Origin of the sequence: Sphingobacterium sp. UBA2610, from assembly GCF_002339225.1 — a bacterium.
GTDB classification, from domain to species: Bacteria; Bacteroidota; Bacteroidia; order Sphingobacteriales; family Sphingobacteriaceae; genus Sphingobacterium; species Sphingobacterium multivorum.
The window spans coordinates 54,086-74,305 of sequence record NZ_DDKA01000013.1 but is presented as its reverse complement, the minus strand read 5'-3'; the positions used below and the strand labels follow the sequence as shown (position 1 = coordinate 74,305).

The 20,220-nt window shown below is 40.1% G+C and carries 14 protein-coding genes; 11 read left to right on the top strand and 3 right to left on the bottom strand.

Annotated features, from left to right (window positions below; translation table 11 throughout):
• Positions 1 to 43 precede the first annotated feature (43 nt).
• Entirely contained in the window at positions 44 to 511 is a 468-nt protein-coding gene (locus B4Z47_RS09220) for a cupin domain-containing protein (RefSeq protein WP_112373615.1), read from the bottom strand.
• Complete coding sequence (locus tag B4Z47_RS09215) at positions 508 to 1,500, bottom strand: quinone oxidoreductase family protein (protein ID WP_159332780.1); 993 nt, start codon at positions 1,498 to 1,500, stop codon at positions 508 to 510. Before B4Z47_RS09215 ends, B4Z47_RS09220 begins: the two co-directional genes overlap by 4 nt.
• A 167-nt stretch (positions 1,501 to 1,667) precedes the next feature.
• On the opposite strand from B4Z47_RS09215, the gene B4Z47_RS09210 reads away from it, so the two are divergent.
• Positions 1,668 to 2,054: a winged helix-turn-helix transcriptional regulator gene (locus B4Z47_RS09210; RefSeq protein ID WP_112374037.1), complete on the top strand. Its 387-nt coding sequence runs from the start codon at positions 1,668 to 1,670 to the stop codon at positions 2,052 to 2,054.
• A 4-nt stretch (positions 2,055 to 2,058) separates the two neighbouring features.
• Here B4Z47_RS09210 and B4Z47_RS09205 read toward each other — a convergent pair whose 3' ends face one another.
• On the bottom strand, positions 2,059 to 2,532 hold the full coding sequence (locus B4Z47_RS09205) for a DinB family protein (RefSeq protein ID WP_159332781.1): 474 nt from the start codon (positions 2,530 to 2,532) through the stop codon (positions 2,059 to 2,061).
• 198 nt (positions 2,533 to 2,730) lie between these two features.
• Here B4Z47_RS09205 and B4Z47_RS09200 point away from each other — a divergent pair, with 198 nt between their 5' ends.
• The 10 genes from B4Z47_RS09200 (at position 2,731) to B4Z47_RS09155 (ending at position 20,182) form a co-directional block, all read left to right on the top strand.
• Complete coding sequence (locus tag B4Z47_RS09200; RefSeq protein ID WP_112373612.1) at positions 2,731 to 3,351, top strand: RNA polymerase sigma factor; 621 nt, start codon at positions 2,731 to 2,733, stop codon at positions 3,349 to 3,351.
• 60 nt (positions 3,352 to 3,411) lie between these two features.
• A complete protein-coding gene (locus B4Z47_RS09195; RefSeq protein WP_112373611.1) occupies positions 3,412 to 4,605 on the top strand; it encodes a FecR family protein in 1,194 nt (397 codons plus the stop codon).
• 131 nt (positions 4,606 to 4,736) lie between these two features.
• On the top strand, positions 4,737 to 8,201 hold the full coding sequence (locus tag B4Z47_RS09190) for a TonB-dependent receptor (protein WP_236560125.1): 3,465 nt from the start codon (positions 4,737 to 4,739) through the stop codon (positions 8,199 to 8,201).
• A gap of 103 nt (positions 8,202 to 8,304) precedes the next feature.
• Positions 8,305 to 9,939: a DUF4397 domain-containing protein gene (locus B4Z47_RS09185; RefSeq protein ID WP_146752991.1), complete on the top strand. Its 1,635-nt coding sequence runs from the start codon at positions 8,305 to 8,307 to the stop codon at positions 9,937 to 9,939.
• Positions 9,939 to 11,144: a hypothetical protein gene (locus B4Z47_RS09180; RefSeq protein ID WP_112373608.1), complete on the top strand. Its 1,206-nt coding sequence runs from the start codon at positions 9,939 to 9,941 to the stop codon at positions 11,142 to 11,144. The genes B4Z47_RS09185 and B4Z47_RS09180 overlap by 1 nt, the downstream gene beginning before the upstream one ends.
• An 11-nt stretch (positions 11,145 to 11,155) precedes the next feature.
• Positions 11,156 to 12,277: a fasciclin domain-containing protein gene (locus tag B4Z47_RS09175; RefSeq protein ID WP_112373607.1), complete on the top strand. Its 1,122-nt coding sequence runs from the start codon at positions 11,156 to 11,158 to the stop codon at positions 12,275 to 12,277.
• Positions 12,267 to 13,610 (top strand): fasciclin domain-containing protein, encoded by a 1,344-nt coding sequence (locus B4Z47_RS09170; protein ID WP_112373606.1) that lies wholly within the window; start codon positions 12,267 to 12,269, stop codon positions 13,608 to 13,610. The genes B4Z47_RS09175 and B4Z47_RS09170 overlap by 11 nt, the downstream gene beginning before the upstream one ends.
• A gap of 3 nt (positions 13,611 to 13,613) precedes the next feature.
• Entirely contained in the window at positions 13,614 to 14,612 is a 999-nt protein-coding gene (locus B4Z47_RS09165) for a fasciclin domain-containing protein (protein WP_112373605.1), read from the top strand.
• Between the two features lie 130 nt (positions 14,613 to 14,742).
• On the top strand, positions 14,743 to 17,964 hold the full coding sequence (locus B4Z47_RS09160) for a TonB-dependent receptor (protein WP_286727251.1): 3,222 nt from the start codon (positions 14,743 to 14,745) through the stop codon (positions 17,962 to 17,964).
• A gap of 61 nt (positions 17,965 to 18,025) precedes the next feature.
• Complete coding sequence (locus tag B4Z47_RS09155) at positions 18,026 to 20,182, top strand: IPT/TIG domain-containing protein (RefSeq protein ID WP_159332783.1); 2,157 nt, start codon at positions 18,026 to 18,028, stop codon at positions 20,180 to 20,182.
• The last annotated feature ends 38 nt before the right edge of the window (positions 20,183 to 20,220 follow it).

Here is a 20,220-nt window from a genome sequence, read left to right as displayed (position 1 = left end):
CGGTTCAATGTTTAGTTTGCCGATTGAGCAACAGGGTAGATTTTTAATTCGCATCAATTAGAATGGCCAATTGCAGGCACATTTGATCGGAGCGATTGCTCCAAGCATGATTGGTGCCGCGTTGGATGACAATATCGCCGGCTTGTAAAAGCGTTTCTTCTGTGTCTGTAATCAAGTAAATCTCTCCTGAAAGAATAACGATGTAATCTAAACTTGCTGTCTGATGCATGAGGGGATGAGGGGTACCAATCGTCGTTTCTATACCAAGTTCCCGATCGGGTGGGATCTGTACATAGCGGAAGTACGTGCCATTTTTGATGACTTGGGGTATAGCGCTGTTTTCTATGGGATGCTCTTTCTCAAACTTGGCCGGCATTTGGCTGGTTTGCCAGATATCGGAAATAACAAGATTGGGATAGTGCTCTGATACATTATCAACCAATGCATCCGCTTCGATAAAGGATTTGCCGGCACGTATGCCTGTCACGATTCGTCTAGGTATAGTTCTCATTGATTTTGTATAATTAATTTATTGCCTTGAGTCTGGTTGTTTTTGAGCATTAGATGCCCTTTTTCGATTGTTTCGGGGCTTAAGTTACCGATAAGATAAATAGGGGCAGGTTGAATAATTTCTTGCTCAATAGTGTGTCTGATTCGATCCAACCCCTTTTTGAAATAGGGATAATTCAGTCTTTGCGCATGGATAAAGTTGGATATATTGATGATCTGTGCGGCCGAACTAAATAGTTGGTCTCTTGCTGCCGCGGTCGTAAAATGTGTGATGTCGATATAAGTTCCATAGGGTTTTAATACTGCGGCGGCGACTTCCGAGAGATGCTGCCCCACCGCATCAATAGCGACGTCAATACCTTGCTGATTACTTTTAAGCTTGATTATTTCCGTTAAATTCTCATTTCGATAATTGATGACACTGTCTTTTTGCAGTCCTAGTTGGCGTAATTTTTCAATACTGCCCATACTTCCTGCTGTCGCAACGATATTTTTAATGCCGTTAGCCAGGAGTAATTTTAATGCAAAAAGACCCACGCCTCCAGACGCTCCGGTTAGGAAAATATGATCTTGCGGATTAATTGCTGCTCGGTCGAAAACCTGCAATGCGGTGATGCCAGCGGTAGGAAGTGCTGCTGCTTGCTCAAACGAAATATTTTTTGGCTTAGGGGCAACGAGGCCGGCTGGTAACTGAATGTATGCTGCATAGGTTCCGTTACTGCCCATGCTGCCACAGGCAAAAAATACTTCATCTCCAATTGCGTATTCACTTACATCTGAACCTTTATCTGTGACAATTCCTGCCCCTTCTCTACCAAGTATGGGTGAAAAAATATAACGTCGTTCAAATTCATTTTCACGCATCTGGTAGTCTATGGGGTTGAGTGCTGAAGCTAATATTTTAATTTTCACTTCGTTGGACTTCAGTTGAGGAAGCTCAACCTCCGCATTTATCAATTGATTGTCTTTATCCAGTATAACCGCGTTCATATCGCTATTTATTTAAATGATGGCATCCCTATGAAAAATTCCTGCCGAAATAATGTATGTTATATCAGCATTCTTTCATCTTATATAGTTGATATGACAAATCTACCTTTCGTTTGCTATATATTTGTTGGTAGTTAACAAGTGGTAACTAGTCGTTGGAAATCAATATGGGACAAGTTTTGGAAGGAAATCAAATGCGGGAGGCGAGTTGTACAGAAGAATTGCGCGCTATACGTGACGCGCTGGATATTTTGGGCGGAAAATGGAAATTGATGATATTGCGTTATTTGGCTAATCGGGAGTTGCAGGAAATTTATTTCAAAAAAATGGAACGGGAGATTCAGGGAATTTCTGCAAAAGTGTTGACAAAAGAACTTCGAGACCTTGAATTAAACTTGTTAGTCGCCCGCCAGCCCAGTGAAGACCCCGTGAAAGTGTTCTATAAAATTACCGCCTATGGTAAAAGTGTATTCCCCGTTACCGAATCACTGGTCAGTTGGGGGTTGGAATACCGAGAGAAAGTGAAACAAGAACTCGCTGCATTAACGAAATAACAATTTATTCCGATTGAAGAATTAACTTTTTGATCAGTGAAATCTGACCAAGGTGATAATAGCTATGTTCGATTACAGCTTCGATATTTCTGAGGTAAGATCCATACTTTTTATCAATAAATGGCTGATCGAAGAGGTTTTGATCGAACGATGCGATACAGTCACAAAATAATTTGGCATTTTTCAGGAATCGATCTACTAGTGTATCCCAGTCTGCTTTGGATTGGATAGGCGGGATATCAAAGCTGTATTTATCACTAATTTCCAATTTTCCATACGTAAATGCAGCTAATAGACCTTCTAGGTAATAATTGATATGATAGGTTAGCGCAGCGATGGAATTCAGATCATTTATTTTGAATATGGCCTGTTCCCAGATCGTATTCAATAGTTGTTCCTGATAGTTGGTGTTGGCAATCCAACGTCCATTCAAAAAAACTTCGCGAAGCCTGTCTGCAATAAATATACGTCTTTCCATTTTGTAATTTATCTTTCTAATAATCAGTTGTTCTACTGCTTTTGTTTTATTATACGTTTACACTATACAGCATCGTCGAGGAATTATAATCGACTATCTGTCCAATTTACATACAATTTTCCGATTCTTCATCTTCAGTTAACCTCTTGTTAATAAGACTTTTCTTTTTTTGTATAAAGTCATTGTTACCACGAAACTATGTTTACACTAACCGGAAGAGATCTAAAAAATGTTTGGGACCAATTTGTGAAAGAGGACTGTGAAGATTCATTTTATGCTTTATACAAACATTATTACCATTATCTTTCCTATTTGGGAACGAAAAAGAAAATGTCGGTACAGCGTATTCAGGATAGTGTGAATGATGTATTTCTACACCTTTGGGAAAAGAAGACTGACAATCAAAAAATACGCAATCATCATAATTATATTATTACGGTTTTCTTTCAAAAACTTTTTCGCAAGGAAACACTACAACTGACAGATTTGGATTTTGTGGAAGAAATCCATGATCCGTCAATCCATCACTCTGTTGAAGAACAACATATACGTGCGGTAACAACAAATACCGTAACACAGTTGGTTGAGGAGCATATGGAGCAATTGGGAACAAAACAACGGCTGGTGATTTACCAACGATTTTTTTTGGATCTTTCTTATCAGGAAATCGCTGATGCCAATCAGGTTTCGATCCATACGATCTATAATACCATTTATAAATCCCTAGAAAAAATAAAAAATAACCTTTCTAGTGAACAAGAAATCTTTCTTAAAGTTGCCGTAGGGCTACTTTCTTCATTTTTGTTGATTTTTTCTTAAAAACGAGTAGTGAAAAAATGACCCTGACCACTCTATTGTATAAATTACGATTAGAGTGATATGAACGAACTTAATTTGCAAGCGTTATTATTGGACGAATCTTTTGTGAACTATTGCAAGGGAACGAATAAAGAGGATATCGAAAAATGGGAAAAATGGTTACAAAAACATCCTGAACATAAAGCGTCCATAGCGGAGTTGCAGGAGACCATTGTGGCAATGGGACATTATGCGGGTGAACTATCCGTTCAAACAAACTATGATCGTTTGCAGTCTCAAATAAAAAAGCGCGCTAACCAACACCGCTTTACAGAAATTGGTATGGCTGTCTGGTTAAAAATTGCGGCGCTCCTAGTCGCTGTTGGCGCTATCTCACTGTTTCTATTTAAACAACAGCTTGCTGAAGAACAGCCAAAAAACGTGCAGCATATTGGTGCTCCAGGAAAGGATGATGCCCTATTAACACTAAAAGATGGCTCCGTTGTTTCATTAGCTGATATAAAAAATGGAAGTGTGGTAGCACTGCAAGGCGGGGTAGAAATACAAAAGAATAAAGACGGTGAATTGGTTTATAAAGCCGTTGAACAAGGGGAAGCAGCCAGCACTGCTGTGAATAAAATAACGACCAATCGCGGAAACCAATATCAAATTATATTGCCCGACGGATCCAAAGCATTTCTCAATGCAAATTCGACGTTGACCTATCCTTTGAAATTTAGTGAAAACGAACGGCATGTTCACATGACCGGAGAGGTTTACTTTGAAATTGCAAAAATTGAGACGGGAATGGGAGGGCGAATTCCTTTTTACGTGGAGACAGCAAATCAAAAAATTGAGGTGCTTGGTACGCATTTTAATGTGAACGCATATGATGACGAACCTTATACAACAACAACTTTATTGGAGGGAGTTGTACGCGTTAGTTCGAAAAAAAGAAATGAATCGGTGCTCTTAAAACCAGGGCAGCGGGCCTTGTTAAATGAAGCCCTGCGTGTAGAAAATGTCGATATCTCTCAGGAAGTAGCTTGGATAAATGGTGACTTTGTTTTTAAAGGAGAAGAGTTAGTAAGTCTGCTGCGTAAAGTTTCAAGGTGGTACAACGTGGATGTAGCATGTCCCGAACGACTTGAGAAGTTGAAATTTGATGGTATGGTATCGCGTTCTCAGCCGCTATCTACCATTATTGATATGTTGCAAACAACAGGAAAAGTAAAATTAACGCTAAATGGAAGGAGGCTTATTGTGATAGATTGACCTATCTAATTTTTACGATAAGCCGCATAAAAACAACCAAAGGTGCTGGTAACACCTTTGGTCAATGTGTTAAGCTTATCGATCATGTTGCGATTCAATGATCATCAAATAATATTAACAACAACAAATATATGAGTTTTTATCAATGCATGCGTGTTATGAAAATCACCATGGTATTTTTAACTTGTTTGTTGGTGAAAGTCAGTGCGTTTACTTACGGTCAACGTATTACACTTAACAAACAAAATAGTCATATCCCAGCTATTTTAAAAGAAATAAGGCAGCAGAGCGGTTATGACTTTTTTTACGATAATGGGCTCTTTAACCGAGCAAAACCCGTTAATGTCAATCTAAACAATGCAACTGTTGAAGAAGCATTGAATATATGTTTTGCAGGACAACCGTTCGGTTATGTTGTGAAAAATAAACTGGTTGTTGTTACGGCGCTTCGGACTGTGCTGGAAGAGCCCGCCGATGTATTGCAGCAGCGCTTGGTTGGTCGAGTTATTGATCAACAGACAAAAAGGACATTGGCCAGCGTTTCTATCCGTGTTAAAGGGACATCTGGAGGAACGAATTCTGATACAAATGGAAACTTTTCGCTATCGATTTCTAAAATTCCTACTGTTCTCGTTCTTTCCTATCTGGGCTATCAGACCAAGGAAATTGAAATTAATGATGTAAAGGAAAACCTTGTTATTGGATTGAGCCCTCTTGCTACAGCATTGGAAGAGGTCACCGTTCAGGCAAGGCGTAAAATGAACACTGAAACGGCCGTGCTGGAAGAACGTAAACGCGCTTCTATTGTACAGGATGCTATTTCGGCCGAATTGATCGAGCGTACCGCAAGTATTACAACGACACAAGCATTGCAACGCGTCACGGGCGTTACGGTGACTGATGACAAATATGTTGCGGTAAGAGGGCTAGGTGATCGATCTGTGATCGGTCAGTTGAACGGCGTAAGATTGGCTTCTTCTGATCCTGACCGTAGTGCCATCCCATTGGACCTTGTTCCGGCTTCCTTATTGGATAATATTACCGTTTATAAAACAGTAACACCAGATAAACCTGCCGATGCTGCTTCGGGTATCGTTGAGCTCAAAACGAAATCTGTACCTGAGAAAATGACATTTGAGCTTATCGCTCAAACCGGGCTCAATTCGAACATCGGTTTGGGAGGAAATTACAACAGCTTTTGGAACAGTGAGATGGGATTATTGGGGACACGAATCAATAAAAAAGACCTTTCCTCGGATTTTTTAAATCTTGCAACGCAATATCCCAATGGATTAAGTTCCATCCAGGATATGATCGCCAATAGCAACTATAGTCCCTCAGGATACCAGGAGGTAAACCGGGTTAATAAAATTATGAAAGGGTTCGATCCTGTTATGACAACTCGATACCGCCGTGCACCTATGAATCAGCTTTACTCGGCAACATTCGGTAATAGTTATGATGTTTTTGGAAAACACAAACTGGGGCTTATTGTCGGAGGAAATTATTATAGAAGAACCGCTGATATTTATCAGGGCGAACTGACCCAGTATAGCATCTATCAAGGGGTAGTGACTGGTAATCCTGATATTTTTAGTTTTAGGAATATCCCTAATTATATTACACCGAATAGTCTTTTTATGGGGAAGTATCAAACTTATAGCGAAAATACAGGAACCGAAACACTAAACTATGGTACACTTGTAGGGGTCACCTACCGTTTTAATCCACAGCATGAGGTCAGTATGCAATATTTGGGAAGCTGGGGAGGAGAGTCTATTGCAACAAATTTAAATGGACGCTATGAGTATTCGGGCTTGCCTGGCGAAGTCAGAAGTACTATTCATTCGCTTAAACAGACCTTCCGTAATCTGAATACCTTTAACCTACAGGGTGAACATAAGTTTTTGAAAAATGAGCTCTCGCCTCGTTTGAGTTATAATGTTGCAACTTCAAAGTCCACACAGAATGATCCGGATTTTAGATTTGCTAGTCTTGTAGACTACAAACCTCGGGGTGGAGGATGGTATCGGCGTCCCATTATAGGTGAGCAGGCTCATTTTGATGACTATGTATATTCTGAACATCTCTATGCACTTACATCGGGCTATGTAAACGGATTCGGAAATTATGGTATTATTCAAGCTGAACCTAATGGTCGGAGATGGCGAAATTTGAACGAAGATAATTTTAATGCTAAAGCTGATCTGAGTTTTCCTTTCAGGCTATTGGGTGAAAAGCAGTTGTTTAAAACGGGGTTCAATTATTTATTTAGGGATCGTAAATTTACAGAAAACCAGCTGTTTCTGCCAGGGTCTAATTTCACTGGCAATAAATCAATTCCATTATATGATGTTCAGGGCAATTTAGACCGTTTGGTAAGCAATGAAATTGTAGGTGTTGTATTACCAAAAGCGGGGCAGGGTGAAGGTATGATGCCAGTAGGTGGTTTTCTATACAATAGCCAAAAATCGCCAAATAACTACAAAGGTTATTTTGAAACCAATGCATTATATGGTATGCTGGATCTCAAGATTGCTGAACGATTCCGCATGGCCGGAGGAGTTCGGTTTGAGATGACAAATATTGGTTCGACAGTGGATACTGCGAATGTGTTTTTAGACCCTGCACTGACCGCAACATCTCCAGATGGTACACGTATTCCTCTGGATCCGATTAATCCCAATTCTGTCTATAAAACAAAATATAAACCATTCTATTCTGTCAATGCAACCTATACGTTGAATGACAATATGAATTTTCGTGGGGCCTTCAACACGACTCTGGCGAGACCCGAATTGCGTGAGATTACCAATGTATTTGAATTTGATGCCTTTCAAATGGGCTTAGTTGTTGGTAATCCCAATTTGAAAAATCAATATACCCAAAATGCGGATTTTCGATGGGAATGGTTTGCTGCTAAAGGAGAGGTTATTGCCGTGTCGGCTTTTGGAAAGCGTATAGAAAATCAATTGGTTAAGGTCTTTAATCTAAAAACCCAAGGGTTAGCTGCTACTTATCCTGAATTTCCAACCATCCAATTTCAGAATGACGGTAATATTGGTAAGGTATGGGGATTGGAATTTGAAGTTGTCAAGAATTTGGGAACATTATATGATCCTTTAAAAAACTTGTTTTTGGGTACCAATCTTTTATTGGCTCAAAGTGAAATTAAAAAATCTGCGGAGCGTTATGAAGCAAATCGTTCACTGGATAGATATACCCCAAAAAATAGTCCGTTGTTTGAGCAGGCTCCTTATTCGATTAATGCTTGGTTAAACTATGATAACGACAAATCAGGAACCGATCTCACTGTGACCTTTAATATGGTTGGGGAACGCTTAGTCCAAATTAATCTGACAGGGGAACCAGATCTGTATACACAGCCCGTGCCTTACCTTGATTTTGTTTTTTCCCAAAAGCTAAATAAACGGATCTTGTTTAAAGGCTATGCCAAAAATATAATGAATCCTGCTATTAAAACTGTTTATGCGAATCCGCAAACCGGAGGAAAGTGGTATGGAAATGAGTATATCAACAGAAGTTATAAGCGCGGTGCGGAAATTATGATCGGTTTTACCTATAACTTATTTTAATCCAATGAAAATCAGTATGTGTAAACGCGTGAGTTGTCGGTTTTTTGCTGTTACAGCTTTATGTTTTTTATCCTTTGTTTCTTGTAAAAAGGAAAAACTGGATGTGATTAATGACAATCGTCCTGTAACTGAAAACCGGCCAAATTCAAATACTAGAATTGTTAATCTATCTGACTTTAATCAGGTTATTGCTAATGGCGACAGCTTGACAAGTTTTGTTGTGTTGCATCCGTTAAATCCGGGGAATCATAAATATCCCGGAACCTCATATTTCCCAATAGACGGACGTTTGACAAAGATATGGACAGTTCCACAAGATCTTTTTGACCAGAAAGAAGAGGCAGACCTTACGTTTGCAGCTCGCTTTTATCAGGGTTTTGGTTTGAACCATGATTTTAAAGTCAAGGTTGACAATAGTTATGAGCAACCTAAGGATTATTTTTTGCTTCCTTCCTTATTCATGAATGGTCAACCGGAAGTTGTTGCACTAACGCGTGCTATGACTAGTCCCACTAAGCCAGACCATTTTAAAATCCGCATTGTTAATCTCGGTGGGACAATTAAAAATCCAGCTATTGGAATGAATGGTCCGCAAGAAAATCTCGTTGGTCCAATTTCTTTAGCCTATGCCGATGGTACATTGGTGAATCAAAAAACCAGTGCAATAGCAGCTTCTCAGATTAGTTCTGATTACATCGAGTTGCCTTATGGGACTTATCAATTCAAGATATTGGTAGCAGATGGCAGACCCCTTCCTTCTTTGGGCTCAGGTCGGTTTGAGTACGGGCTCATTGATTTACCGACTTCCACCATTCCAAAAGATTATGCGAAGTCTACTAATTTTACTTATGCTCCGATTCAGGATTTTCAACCTGGTGGTGTTTATACGATCGTAGTCACTCCACAGCGATTTAATTATTTCTCCAATGAGCTGAATGAGACAGTTTCAGCCTATCAAAATTCGTTTCAGATCATTACAGATATTGCTGCGCCAACGAATCAAAGTTATTTGAGGATACAAGGTGTAAATGCATATAAGGATCAATCGATAGGGTTTAGGGTCGATGGAAAGGTTATTGCCAGTGGTATCGGATTTGGAAAAGGAAGTAATTATAGTGTGTTTACCCAGAAGCAATATGATATTGAGGCTATAGATGCAACTGGAAACGTACTTGCGACGATTAAACAGGAATTGCGGAGCAATCAAAATTATACGTTATGGCTCTATCCTGATGGAAATGGAAAGGCTCAGTTGCTTCTCATTTCCAATGATCTGAGTGGTACGCTCCCTTTACCGGCTGAAGACGATGGGACATACAGCCGGCTAGCTTTTAAATTCTTCTTCTTTAATCGCTTTTTAAATCTATCGGCAAGCAATCCTTATATCACCTTTACGCTACCTAACGGACAGCCTTTCGGAAACAGTGGCAATGTAAATCTGCAACCTGGGATCCCTTCGATTAATATGCCTTATACCAATGTAAATATTATGGCGAATCCCTACGCAATAATGGCTTATCGTTCTAAACCAGACGTAATACCGGGTATCTGGGCCGACGATATTGACGTATTGCAATCGACGGAGTTTATAGCAAATAAATCGCTGTATACAACCATTGGAAGGCCTCTGCCAGCATTTGAGCCAGGGATTTATACTGTAGCATTGATTGGAAAAAGTGGTTCGGGATCGTCCGATAAAGAAAAAGCGCGAATGATCATTATCAAACATAATAAATAATGAAAAAGCAAAATATATCAAGTCGTATTTGGCTACTGGCCATTTTTATACTATTGCTTGCTTCCTGTACGAAAATTGAATATACACAGATTGCCGAGCCGGCTTATCTACGTGTTTTTAATAATGTCAATTACGTACAGACTATGGGTAGCAAAGATGATAAAGTACCCTATTTCTGTATGCTTATCAATCCAAAAATAGGTTCTGATGGAAAATTTACAGGAGCGGAAATTATAGGTGATTTCTTGGATAAACGAGATCCTTATGCTCCCCCATATCCTTCTCACATCGGGAACAGTACAGACCCAAGCAATCCCGAATATCCAGGAAAGGAAAATGTCCTAGTCGGTCCTATTTTAAACGGATTTGACTTAAGTAGCTGGGCTCAGGTGCCTTCAGGCGAAGTAAGGGTCGTATTTGCGTATCGTCCAAAAAATACGGTACCCTTCTTCGAATTGGAAGATCGTTTGAAAAATGACATTCTGATCGATACGGTGATCAATCTTCAAAGCAAAGAAGTTTATACACTCCATCTTTTGCAAAGGGATTTTTTAAAGAAGGATCATGGAGTCTTATTGAGACATGAAAATTTCTATAAACTCCCTTTATCAGATTCATTGGTGTACGTAAACTTTTACAATATGAGTGCAAAAGGGTTCTGGGAAGCCGATGCAAGCTTAAAAGATGATGATTATCGGTTGAAAAGCTTCAAAAATGGTGTTAAGGATGATATGAATGTATTTTTGTCACTTTATGAAAGTCAGGAAGAGCTCAGCCATTATGCTGCGAAAGTAAATGGTTACCAAGGGCGTTTTTTGACGTCCGTTAAACGTAATACAAGTTCAAATGAAGTGAACGCCTATGCAAGTTTTCCGTTATGGGCGAGTAGTAAATCCAACGGTATCCGCACAGCTATTTGGCAACGATTTGACTTTTTTACACCTGGAATGGATCCCGTCGCGAATCCATTTTATGACAGTGAGACAAATACAGGTGGCAACTGGGCTGTACTTAATTGTCTCCTAAATGGAAAAGTAGGATTGACCAGTAATGAAAACGGAACACTGCTTCCAAATTTGTTGGTCAACGTACATTCGGGAAAGGATAATCCACGCACTTTCGCAACGGTCAATACGATCGAAATTGTCAATGGTCGCGTCTACCTAACGACTATACAACGAAAATATGCTCCACCTATTTACTAAAATTAGCAGAAATGATTCAATATAATAGCAAAATAGAACAGAAGGTTTCACTGCTTCATGCTATAGGCTGGTTTTCTGCGTGCTTATTTATTTTGTTGCTACAAGGCTGCAAACATGATAATCTCACGGTGCCCCAACCTAATGAAAATATACGACCGGCAGCCGATTTTATTCGTAATAATTATGAAATGCGCCTCTTTGATGCAGCGTTGGAGAGAACTGGTCTGAATGTCGAACTAAATGGCAAAGGTCCATTTACAGTTCTCGTTCCAAACGATCTCGCTTTTAATGAGATCGGTGTGTTTCGCCCAACCGATTTTGATCGAATGAATAAGGATAGCTTGCGGAGACTGATTTCTTATCATATTCTCCCAAGGCGACTTTATGTGAGCGATATTCCGAGTAACTCAGTGGATTTTAGGTATGCAACACTCGAAGGTTCCGAATTGTATGCCTCAATCGGTTCTATCTCACCTGGAGCTACTAATCCCGTGAATATGCTATTTTTTAGCGGATCGAAAGCGATCCGCAAAGACGTGGTTTTATCCAACGGGGTGTTGCATGTGCTGGATAAGGTTATGAAACCACAATTTGAAAAAAATATTCAGGATTGGCTCAGTGACAAGAAAGACTATACCGTTTTTGTGGCTGGACTGAAGAAATTTGGTCTGTGGGATCAGTTTGCTGGAAAAGGCCCTTTTACGGTATTTGCACCAACAAATGAGGCCCTAGAAAAGAGAGGGATTACGATGGAATTTTTGGATAGTGCTGTTCCACAGAATTACGTCCCTGAGGTATTGTTTGGTGCCTACATCATGTACGATAAACATTTTTTTATATCGGATTCACAGGTTTTTACGATCATTAATTCGAACGGTAATTACAAATACCACTTGAAAGATAAAGTACATTATATGGAATATTTTGCCAATGAAGTCTATCCGACTTGGAAATTGAGTTATAATATGAGACTCCGCGACAATGATACTTTCTATTCGGTTATACTCGCCGATGTAACGTATGCTGTCGGCGCTAAAATGGACTATTTGTGTAGTAATGGTCTGGTACATGATTTAGATCAAGGGCTGGTAAGCCCAGATCAAGCGATAAAAAAAGGAAAAGATGAAAAATAAATCAATAAATGCCGTTTGGTATATACTGTTGTTATGTACTACTGCTGTGTTTGTACTGCTATCTTGCCAAAAAACTGAGTTCATGCCGGAGCTTGTGGGGGAGGAAGTTCCCTATAAAAACGAAGCTTCACAGGATGTTACGCAACTATTGACAACGCATAACGAAGCAAAAGTTTTTTTAGCAGCATGGCAGAAAAGTAACATTGTAGCACTGAGTAAGGCTGCTGGAGTCAATACAAAAGTGACCGTATTGGCGCCAACCGATAATGCGTTAAAGCAAGTTGGAATAACACTAGAGACTATTCAAAAAATGACTACTGAGGAAGCTGCCGATTTCGTTCAATTTTACAGTTTTTTAGGAGATCTTAACCAAATTAAACTTGGTAAATATAGTCTCATGGTTCGATCGATGTTAAAAAATCAAAATTATCGAGTACCTTTTTATGATAATACCGAGCCAGTCGGCAGACGTTACGACATCTATGCTTATCGTCATTATCTCGCTGTGAAAGATGGCGATTTGCTAGTCAATGGTAAGTCTAAAGGAAAATTAGCTTATGAGCCCGCGACAAATGGCGGTATCTATATGTTGGAAAAAGTGATCGAAAAGCCTACTATGACCATATTGGAGGCGCTAATAGCCGACGGAAGGTTTACTTTTTTTGTGGAATCCCAACGTTTATCCGAGGAAATGTTTTATGAAAAAATGTTGGATGATATTGAGCCTCTATGGGGATATCGTATGAGTAAAGAGGAGTTTTTGAGCTATTATCCAGAGGCCAGAGTTTCCTATCAACGAGGATGGGATATCGATAGGGATCCATTTTACAATGAGTTACCTAATCTCAACCTGACAGCCACATTTGCACCAACAGATGATGCCTTTCGAAAAGCAGGGTTTAATAGCGTGGCCGATATTCTAGCTTTTAATGCTAAACGGGGAGACGTAAGATACGACGACTTGTATTTTGAACCACGTGGATCATATCCGACAGATACTTTATTCAGTTTTCATCGCAATTGGGGCAGAGTGTTTGCAACTGAGGATCCTGCTTATGGCATAGCGATGTCCAATAATACAGTCTTTTATAGTAATGATCTGGATCCTGCCTTGTTAAACGATTACTATGTGAATATAGGGGGGAGTAGTCAGGTTCAATACGCTTATAAGATGCCTTTAGCTTTTTCTAAAAATGGAAACCAGATCCAAATGAAAATCAAAGAAACCGAGCAAGCACCGATCAATATTATTGAGACAGATATAAATACGGTTAATGGACCGATCCACGTTGTTGATAACCTACTGCTTCCAAAAGGATTTAAACTTAAATAAAAGATGAGACGACATAATTTTAGTTATAGCAAGTGTAGCCTATTTTTGCTGACGATCAATCTATTATTTGCTTGTAAAAAGGAAGAAAACACGACGAATTTTGACAATAATAAGGTCAACTTGGTCGTTGCCGATAATTTTAATTTATCGGTATTTAATGCTGCATTGCGCGTCAGTAATATGGATAAAGAGCTGCAAAAGGGCGAAGGTCCCTATACTTTGCTTGTTCCATCCGACAATGCCTTTGGAAAGGCGGGTTATCCAACTGTGGTGAGCATGCTGTCTGAACGCGCAGCAATAGTTTCTAATATCGCTAATTATCACATACTGGATGGAAAATATGAGCTCAATAAGCTTCCTTTTCTGTTTAATCAAGAATTGAAAACACGTCGCGGTAAGGTCTATGCCACACACTGGGTCAAAGGCGCCGATACAGTACTGACACTGAATGGAGCACGTATATTGACACAAAATTTGCCTGCATCTAATGGACTGATTCAAGTGCTCGACCGCGTTATGACTCCCTATGTACATGATAAGATTGTCGATGCTATCAACGCAGATGCGAGTATCAGCATATTTGCTCGTGCTATAAAAAGGACCGGCATTTTATCCGAAAAAACAAATCAGGGAGCCTATACGGTTTTTGCACCGAATAATGCTGCTATGAATCTGCTGGGATTTCAATCCGTGCAGGATGTGGAGCTGGCCAATTTAGATGATCTGAAAAAAATAGTCCGCTATCATATTCTCCATGACCGTCGTTTTGTGTACGACTATATCTTGAGTACGGGTAATACAAATATGTCTAAGCAAACCATGCTAGATGGTAACAGTGTTGACATTAAGTTGGTTCCAAATACCAGTTCTCCGGGCTCTTTCAGCGGCATAACACTTCGGGGTTTGGGGAATACAAATGATGTCTTATTACAGAAACAGGATATCCTTACCGGAGATGGGGTACTACATATTGTTGATCAGGGGCTCCGGCTAACACAGTAATAAGAAGATTTATCTAACGAATTAATGAAACATAGCAATGAATAGATATCAAAATGACAGTATATGCATAGGAAGGCCAACCATGACTTTCTACCCTATAATGTCAATACTAAAGCTAATTTTACTCTTTTTGTTTCTTTTGCAAGCGCTCAATTCTTTTGCGCAGGAAACTTCGGGTACAATTAACGGAAAGGTGCAAAGTAGCAGTGGAACTCTTGTGGAGAAGGCGACCGTTACTGTGATACACACACCAACAGGGACCCGTTATGTGCAATCGACTGATAAAGATGGACGTTTTACTTTAAATAATATTCGTATTGGCGGTCCATATACAGTTGATGTAAGTAGCATTGGATTACAAACAGAACGTAAAGAAAATATATTTGTGCGTTTGGGAGAAACCTTGCAGACGGATTTTATTATGCAACAGCGTAATGAAACACTTAGTGAGGTCGTTGTGACTGGCCGGAAAGGTGATACAAGGGCTGGGACAGTAGGGACAGGAAATCATTTCAGTGGCGCGCAAGTAAGGAATATGCCTACAGTCAACCGTTCGATTACCGATGTAACTCGGCTTACACCGCAAGGAAGTCGCGATAATAGTTTCGGTGGTACAAACTTTAGGTATAATAATGTCACGATAGACGGTGCCATCAATAATGATGCAATAGGTTTTAGCCCCTCTCTTGGCGGACAAACCGGGACCTCAGGAATGGCGGGGAGCAGTACAAGAACAAACCCCATATCAATAGACGCCATTCAGGATATGCAAATATATTTGGCTCCCTACGATGTCAAGATCGGAAATTTTACAGGCGGTTCGGTCAATGCTGTCACGCGAAGTGGTACAAACCAAGTTGAAGGATCGGTTTACGCCTATGGACGGAATGCCGCGTTAACGGGTAAGGACCGGGTGGGAACTTTGGGGAAAATGAATAAAGATTTTTATGATTATCAAACAGGTTTCCGAATAGGGTTTCCTTTAATAAAAGATAAATTATTCTTTTTCAGTAATGAGGAGTTTACCAGGCGCCAAGATCCTACGCAGTTGCGTGTTGGGACTATCGAAACAGCTCATATTTTGGAGCAGCGCGATGTAGAAGCAATAGCCGAAGCCGCTCGTTCACGCTATGGTGATATTTTTAATATTGGAACCGCAGGTAATTATACAAATTGGTCCCGGTCAACCAAGTTTTTCAATCGTTTAGACTGGAATATAAATGCCAAACATCAGTTGGCAATCCGTAACAATACAATCTTTAGTAAGGCAACTCATATGGATCGGGATCAACAGGATTTTCGGTTCAGTAGTATGGCCTTTGAACAAGAAAACAACCAAACAAGTACCGTTGCAGAATTGAAAAGTAGATTCAGTAATAATCTTTCTTCCAATATTGTGTTGGGATATACACAGGTAAATGATCGACGTGACCCTTTAAGTGATCCCTCCTTACCTCAAGTACAGATACAAGGGCGTACACCGGGCACAACAATTTATCTTGGAACTGATCGTGAAGCTAGTATATTTAACATGCGACAAGGTACCTGGGAGATTACGGCCAATCTAAATTGGACAAAAGGCAGGCATAAATTGTTATTTGGAACACATAATGAGCTTTATCGCATTCGGTATGGGTTTGTTAACAGCTGGAATGGCCGGGTTGATTACAATAGTATTGCAGATTTCGTCGCGAATGTTCCGTATCGCGTAAGAGGAAGTTACAACTATAAGGATAATTCACACTCTTACATTTTGGATCATCCCGCGGCTAACTTCTCCGTTGATATGTATAGTCTCTACATTCAGGATGAAATCCGTATAAATGATCGTTTTCAAATCATACCTGGATTCCGTGCGGATTTGGCAGCTTTGCCAACAATGCCGACACGAAGTGATAAAGTCAATGACATGTGGTCTGACCCCACTTTTGGTACAACCTACACCTATACACCGCCGAATCGGTTAAGAAATGAGTTTCTAAATAGGATACAGTTGTCTCCGAGAATTGGCTTTCGATGGGAGGCAATGGACAATAAACAACTGACTGTCCGGGGTGGTGCCGGTTTGTTTACAGGGCGTATACCATTTGCTTGGCTGGCTTATGCATACTATAATACGGGGAACAGTTACGGCGCTTTCGATCAAAAAGCAGATCAGAAACCATTTGCACCTGGGTCTGACCCTATAAAGCCAAGTCCGAATGGAATAGGTGAGTTTATAGCGCAGAATGGCGCTGTCATTAATGATCCAAGTACCGGAAAAACGCAGGTTGATCTGGTCGATAACAATTTTGTACTGCCGCAGGTGCTGCGGTCCAGCTTGGGTATAGATTACAAGGTTGAAAGCTGGAAATTTACGGTTGAAGGTATTTATACAAAGAATATTAAAGATGTTCTATTTCAGCAGCTGAACAACAAGGATAACCCATTATGGTATGGATATGACGTCAACAAACAACAACCTGTTTATAGCGGTACTGTGGATAATCGTTTCTCGAATGTATATCTTCTGAGTAATACCAATCAAGGCTACCGCTACAGTATAACAGGGACCATTGGAAAAACGATCAAAGAAAAAATGAATGCTACACTGAGTTATACCTATGGAGAATCGAAGGATTTAAGTAATGGCGTACGTAATTCTATGGAAAGTAACTGGCAACTAAATCAGTCACTTATTCCTAATAATCCAAAGTTAGCTTACAGTAATTTCGATATCCGTCACCGTATCGTTTCGAGTATAAATTACGAACAAATTTGGCGTAATGTAGGACGTACGAATTTTACCTTGTATATCAGTGCGCAATCTGGAAGTCCATTTACCTATGGTATCGTCAATAATAGCATACAAGGTTTGCCGCAACAAGTAAGTTTGGTTTATATTCCAAGACAGACGGAAACAATTCATTACTTTAAAGATCTTGCAAATGGTCTTTCTGCTCAGCAGCAAGCAGATGCTTTTAATCGGTTCATTGATGGTAATGATTATCTAAGCTCTCGTAGAGGAGATTTTACAGAGCGTAATATGGGACGTACGCCATGGAATGTACAGGCAGATCTACGAATTGCACATGATCTCTTTCTTCAGAAGTCAAAGAAACGATTTATAACATTTTCGGTGGATGTTATGAACTTGACTAATCTAATCTCCAAGAAATGGGGTATTCAATATTTTTCGCCCAATACATTTAATTCGACGAGTAGTGTGGGACTTACCCCATCATTATTTCCGCCGAGGCAAAATGCTGATAGCTGGCCCGTATTTACCTTTAGTGATCCTGGGCAGCCTTATAGCATCGATTATTTTAACTCAAGAGCACAAATACAATGTGGGGTTCGATATACATTCTAATTTGGTCATTTGGCAAAAACCTAAAAGGATAGCGGATATATAGTTATAAGAATTTATTCCAATGAAAAATACAATTAATCTAGTCATCATATCTATATGGATGGCTATTGCGACGATCAGTTGCAGTAAAAAGGAAGAATTGGTCGATAAAATTCCGGTTAAAGTGGATAGTTATTACCCTAATTCTGGTAAAGCTGGCACACTAGTTACGATTGAAGGACAGGGCTTCAGCGGGGCAAATACAGAATTTTCTGCAACAGTTGCAGGGGGGGCAGCAGAGGTCATTAGCGCTACTTCAACATCGGTTGTTTTACGTGTGCCAAAAGGTGACAAAAGTGGCGGAATTGTCTTGAAGTATGGAAGTAATAGTTTTGATGTCGGTACGTATACCTATCAAGATCTTTCAGTCTCAAAAATTTTTCCGACAAATGGTACAGGCGGCACCCAGCTACGGATTGATGGGGAGGGGTTTGGTAGTACAGATAAACCTGCAGAAGTCTATGTTAATGGCAAAAAAGCTTTAGTTGTGAGTGTTACAGATAAATTAATCGTTGCAGAAATTCCAGAAGATGCGGGGTATGGTACTGTAGAAGTTCGTGTGGATGGTAAAAAGTCTCAAGGACAGAATTTTACTTATCAGGTCGTCCGCAGTATTAAACCATTAACAGGTGGGGCGGGAACCAAAGTTACCCTAATGGGTGAAGGCTTCGAAAAAGTCAGTTCGGGGAATATCGTTGATTTCAATGGAAAGATCGCGGTCGTATTGGAGTCTAGTCCTGAAAAAATTGTGGTAGTGGCTCCAGCTGGTGTCAGTACCGGACCTCTATCCGTGAATATCAATGAACAGAAGATTTCGGGTCCGAAATTTACGGTTGTAGGCAAGCCTGAAATCGGCGCTGTCTCTCCTTTGAGTGGCCCTAAAGGGGCTGAAATGACAATAAGCGGGCTATTATTTAGTAAAGAACTTGACGAAAATCAGGTTTTTATAAATGGGAAGCAAGTTGCTATTTCTTCAAGTAGTGAAAATCAGCTGAAGTTGATCATTCCTGGCGGAACTGGATCTGGAAAGGTAAGGGTTGTAGTCAACGATCAATCCGTGGAAGGACCACAGTTTAAAGATCAGACGCTTGGTATTCGTTCTATAAGTCCGGACAATGGTTTGGCGGGAACAAGTGTAACGTTATTGGGCACTGGATTTAGTACAAATGCTGCCGAAAATAGGGTTTATTTCAACGGTGTTTCGGCCCCTGTGACAAGTGCTAGTGAGAATAAGTTGGTTATAGAGGCACCACAGGGTGTTGCAACAGGCGAGGTGAAGGTAATCGTTGGCGGTCAGGATGCTTTAGCACCGCAACCGTTCCGTCGCGCAGGTGTAATGACATTCGTAGGGGGGCCAGGAAGTACAGTATTCGGCAATAACCTAGCTGGAATGGCGATAGATGCGCAGGGAAATTTATATGTCGCAGATCCAGAGAATAAACAAGTTAAAAAGGTATCTCCGACTGGAAGTGTATCTATTTTGCAGGTAGATGGTGCCAATGCTGTATTCGACTATCCTACAGGAATAGTTGTTGACACGCAAAATAATATTTATGTCAGCGATCAGCGATCAAATCAGATTTTTAAAATTACAGCTGCGGGCAAACGCACTATACACGCAAAAGGATTTTCTCCGGGTGCAATGTGTTTAGATCTGTCAGGGAATTTATATGTGGCAGTAGCTGGTTTTGCGCAGGGAATAAACAAAGTCAACCTGGCTGGAGGTTATACTAAGGTACCTGGACCTAGTTGGGTAATGGCAAAGCCCTTTGTAGATAGTCAAGGAGTTTTGTATTATTCGGATCAGAATACGAGCAGCAATAACGGGATTGAAATTGTAAGACCGGGTGTTACACGTGGGGAACGTTGGGTAGGAGGTTCGGATGCAGGTTATCAAGATGGGATTGGAACGAACACATATTTCAACGGAATAGGCGGTATCACAGCAGGATTAAATAACAGATTGATTGTTGCTGATAACTACAACTATGCTATTCGGGAGGTCAATATGTCAACACGGGAAGTGACTACTTTGATAAAGGGAACGAATGGATATGTGGATGGAACTTTGTCTACAGCGCGGTTTGGTCTGATAAAAGACATAGTCGTAGATAAAGATGGTAATATCTATCTTCTGGATGTTGGTAATAAAGCTATTCGGAAACTGTTTCTGAAATAATAACTATACAAATCCCCGATGCAACCGTATTGTTTTTT